The organism is Frankia sp. AiPs1 (assembly GCF_023716945.1).
Classification (GTDB): domain Bacteria; phylum Actinomycetota; class Actinomycetes; order Frankiales; family Frankiaceae; genus Frankia.
The window spans coordinates 1-604 of sequence record NZ_JAMQQF010001162.1 but is presented as its reverse complement, the minus strand read 5'-3'; the positions used below and the strand labels follow the sequence as shown (position 1 = coordinate 604).

Annotated in this window: 1 protein-coding gene; it reads right to left on the bottom strand. The window is 74.8% G+C overall.

What is annotated here, in order from left to right; translation table 11 throughout:
- Positions 1 to 604 (bottom strand): pantoate--beta-alanine ligase (gene panC / locus ND748_RS33445; protein ID WP_251750208.1); only part of this gene is annotated, 604 nt, incomplete at both ends.

Here is a 604-nt window from a genome sequence, read left to right as displayed (position 1 = left end):
CCGGCGCCCCGTCGGCGCTGGCCGCCGCGCCGGCGGCGAGCGCCCGGGACAGCGCGAGCGCCTCGGTCCGCTGCTCGGCGGTGAGGTAGACGTTGCGGCTCGACCTCGCCAGGCCGTCGGGCTCGCGAGCCGTCTCCACCCCGATCACGGTCACGTCGTAGGCGAGGTCGGCGACCATCCGCCGAATGCAGACGAGCTGCTGCGCGTCCTTGCGCCCAAAGAACGCCAGGTCGGGCTGGACCAGGTGCAACATGGTCCCGACGAGGGTGAGCATCCCGTCGAAGTGGCCCGGGCGGGACGCCCCTTCGAGTACCGCGCCGAGCGGGCCGGCGCTGAACCGGACCAGCGGCGGCGGATCGTGGATCACCGCGGGAGCGAACACCACGTCGACCCCCTCCCGAGCGCAGACCGCGAGGTCCGCGGCCAGTGTGCGCGGGTAGCGGTCGAGGTCCTCGCCCGCGCCGAACTGCAGCGGGTTGACGAAGATCGTGGCAACCACCTGGTCCGCCCGGGCGCGGGCCGCGCGCAGCAGGCTGGCGTGCCCCTCGTGCAGCGCCCCCATGGTCATGACGACGGCGCGGACCGGCCGGTCGTGCCGCGCCAC